This window comes from Thermodesulfobacteriota bacterium (assembly GCA_040756475.1).
GTDB lineage: Bacteria > Desulfobacterota > Deferrisomatia > Deferrisomatales > JACRMM01 > JBFLZB01.
The window spans coordinates 1-3653 of sequence record JBFLZB010000290.1; the positions used below are offsets into that span (position 1 = coordinate 1).

Here is a 3653-nt window from a genome sequence, read left to right on the forward strand (position 1 = left end):
GGCCATGGCCAGGATGGTGCCCGTGAGGATCCCCGGGAGCGCCCGGGGAAGGACGATGCGCCGGATGGTCTGCCACTTGCTGGCCCCGCAGGCGTAGGAGCCCTCGCGCATGGAGCTCGGCACGGCGGCCAGGGCCTCCTCGGTGGCCACGATGACCACCGGGAGGGTGAGCAGCGCCAGGGTGAGCGAGGCCCACAGGATGCCGCCGGTGCCGAAGGTGGGGCTCGGAAGCCGGGCCTCGAAGAAGAGCTGGTCGATGGACCCCCCCATCAGGTAGCAGAAGAACCCCAGGCCAAAGACCCCGAAGACGATGCTCGGCACCCCGGCCAGGTTGTTGATGGCGATGCGGATGACGCTCACGAGCTTGCCGGCCTTGGCGTACTCCCGCAGGTACAGGGCGGCGAGCACGCCGAAGGGCACCACCGCCACCGACATGAGGAGCGTCATCACCACGGTGCCGAAGATGGCCGGGAACACCCCCCCCTCGGTATTGGCCTCCCGCGGGTCGTGGAACAGGAACTCTCCCCACCGGGAGAGGTAGATCCCCGCCTTCTCGGTCAGCGAGAGGCGGTTGGCCGGGTAGGCGCGCACCACGTCGGCGAGCTTGAGGACCTTCTCCTGGCCGTCGCCGGTGACCACCAGGAGCGCGTAACGGTCGTTTGCGGCGTTGAGCCGCCCGATCTCCGTCCGGATCGCCTGGTAGAGGCGGGTGCCCTCGGCCTCGGCAGCAGCGTAGGCGGTCTGGAGGGCGCTCAGGGCCGCCTCGGCCCGGCGCAGCCCCTCGGAGCCCGGGCCCTGCTCGCTCTTGACCTTGGCCAGGTCCAGCCGAGCCTGGCGCAGCTTCAACCGCTCGGCCTCCAGGCGGTGATTGACCACCCCGAGGTCCTCGATCTCGAGCCGCCGACGCTCCCGCCAGCGGTCCCGCGCCTCCCGGTGGTGCTCCCGAAAGGCGGCCCAGGCGGCCTCCGGGCCCTCGGCTTCGGCCTGGCCGTCCACCAGGAAGGCCCGGGGGATGCCGTAGAACCGGCCCCATTCCTGGCGCTCGAAGACCATGGCCCACTCGGGTCGGCTCTCCGAGGCGGCCGCGAAGTCGCTCACCCAGTGGAAGTGCTCTCCCGTGAGCTCGAAGTTGCCCGTGCGCAGGAGCCACCGGGTGGCCTCCCCTTCCTGCTCTTGGAGGAGGCGCCGGGCGCTCGCCTGCGCACCCTCGGGGAGGGTCTCCAGAACGGCCGCGCTGGGCCGGTAGGTGTCGGTGCGGGTGATCTCGCCGAGGCGAACGCTACCGTCCGCGAGCTCGAAGTGCACCAGCGGCACGGGCCAGAAGGTGCCACCCCCCTGGTAGACCACGAGCCCCAGGAGCCCCAGGATCATGGCCAGGGCCGCGGCGAGGCACCCCCCCGTGAGCCACACCAGGGGATTGCCTTGGGCCACCAGGGCCGACCGGGACTTGGTCCGGCGCTCTTGAGTGCCGGGAGCAATGGGATCCATGGGATTCCTGGGACTCATGGGAGGGGCAGGCTCAGGGTTATTCATCGGTCCCATCCGTCCCATAGGTCCCATAGGTCCCTTGGCCCCGCTCGCACCCTCACCCCGGCTCATAACTCGAAGGCCCTCTTGCGAAACCGCAGGCGCACGATCTCGGCCACGGTGTTGATGACGAAGGTCATGAGAAAGAGGGTGAGGGCCGCGAGGAAGAGGGTGCGGTAGTGGGTGCTGCCCATCACTGCTTCGGGCAGCTCCACCGCGATGTTGGCCGAGAGGGTGCGAAAGCCGTTGAAGATATTCCACTCCAGGATCGGCGTGTTCCCCGCGGCCATGAGGACGATCATGGTCTCGCCCACGGCGCGCCCCAGCCCGATCATCAGGGCCGAGAAGAGCCCGCTTGCCGCCGTGGGCAGCACCACCCGCACCGCGGTCTGCCAGGGGGTGGCGCCGGCGCTGAGCGACGCCCCCCGCAAGTGCCCCGGCACGCTGGAGAGGGCGTCCTCCGCCAGGGTGTAGATGATGGGGATGATCGCGAAACCCATCACGAAGCCCACCACCAGGGAGTTGCGCTGCACATAGGTGCCGAGCACCGGCCCGATCCCGGGAAAGGACGCCCGGGAGTCGAGGCCCGCCGCCGCCAGGGCCTGGGCGAGCACCCAGGCGAGCGCCAGGGTCGCGAGGCCCCCCAGGGCGAACTTGGCAAACTCGAACCGGGCAGCCTCGTGGCGCTCCAGGCCCCGCAGCCAGGGGCGCAGGCGGGGGGTCACGAGCTTGGCGACGGCCACGCCTACGGCCACCGCCGCAAGGGGCAGGAGCATCAGGAGCCACCCGGAGGCGCCGCTCCCCCCTTGCCCGGCGAGCCAGGCCCGGAGGTCCCCGGCGAAGAGCCACCGTTCCAGGAGGGGGCCCAGGAGACCGGCAGCCCAAAGCCCCAGGGGCAGGGCCGCCAGAATCAGGAGCCCGAACCGCCATCGGCCGGCCCAGAGCCCGGCCCTCCGGGGCAGGAGCTGCACGACGTAGGCGCCCGCCAGGAAGGCCAGGGGCACGGTGAAGAACGCGGTCAGCACCGACGGCACCACCTCGGCCACGAAGGGCGCGAAGACCAGGGCTGCCAAGAAGCCGAGAACCACGCTCGGAAGGCTCGCCATCAGCTCCACCGCGGGCTTGATCCGGGCCCGGCTGCGGGGATGCAGGAACTCGCTCGTGTAGATGGCGGCCAGGAGAGCCAGCGGCGCTCCGAAGAGGAGGGAGTAGAAGGTGGCCTTGAGGGTGCCGAAGACGAGCGGCACCAGCCCGTACTTGGGCTCGAAGTCGTCGGTGCCGCTGGAGGACTGCCACACGTGCCCGGGGCTCGCCTCCCCCTCGTAGCGCATGGGCCGGAAGAGGGACGCCAGCGTGGTCTCCGGGTGGGGCGCGTTCACCCTCCACAGGGAGAGCTCCGCGCCGGCCTGGGCCGCGAAGGCGTCGTCCTTGGGGGACAGGGCGAGCGCCCCCACCGGGTCGGCGCCGGCCGGCACCTCTCCCAGGAGCTGGGCGCTGGTCACGTGAAACAGGTCCACCCGGCCGTCGGCAAAACCCGCGGCCAGGATGCGGCGGCGAAAGGAGGGAGCAAACGCGGTGACCGGAATACCGGCCTCCCGCAGCTCCTGCCCGAGGAGCAGGTGGGAGCCGTCGGACGTCTGGGCGTCGTCCGCGCGAACCCGAAACCACGTGCGCACCCGGCCCCGGCTGTCGCCGGTGACCAGCGTCGTCTTCCCGATGAGGAACGACAGGGCGGTGAGGCGCACGCCGGGCTCGTCCCAGAGGTCGAGCTCTTCGGCCACGACCGGCGCGGACGGGCGGCGGGTGTCGATGCGCACCACGTGGCCGCTCTCCCAGAAGAGGTACGCGGTGTCGGCCACCCCGGAGAGCAGGAGCCGGCTCGGGAGCGTCCCCGCGAGCGGCGCCGGCCGAGGGGGCAGCGGCAGGGCACCCCCGACCGTGGAGGTGGTGACCTCGCCGGTGAGCAGGTTCTTTCGCTTCGAGACCGAGAAGACGTGAAACGTGCCCCCGGCGGTGACGGCAGCCACCACGGGCCCCGAGCCCGTCACGGTGTAGTCCACCAGGGCCACCGGCTCGGCCCCCGGCAGGGACACCGGCTCGCCGATGAGGGACGCAAAGGACTGGCG

At 71.4% G+C, this 3653-nt stretch carries 2 protein-coding genes; both read right to left on the bottom strand.

From position 1 onward, the window contains the following. Positions 1 to 1488: phosphate ABC transporter permease PstA (gene pstA / locus AB1578_22600; protein MEW6490688.1), on the bottom strand; the 1488-nt coding region annotated here is incomplete at its 3' end. Positions 1489 to 1595: 107 nt separating this feature from the next. Continuing rightward, positions 1596 to 3653 (bottom strand): ABC transporter permease subunit (locus AB1578_22605; protein MEW6490689.1); only part of this gene is annotated, 2058 nt, incomplete at its 5' end.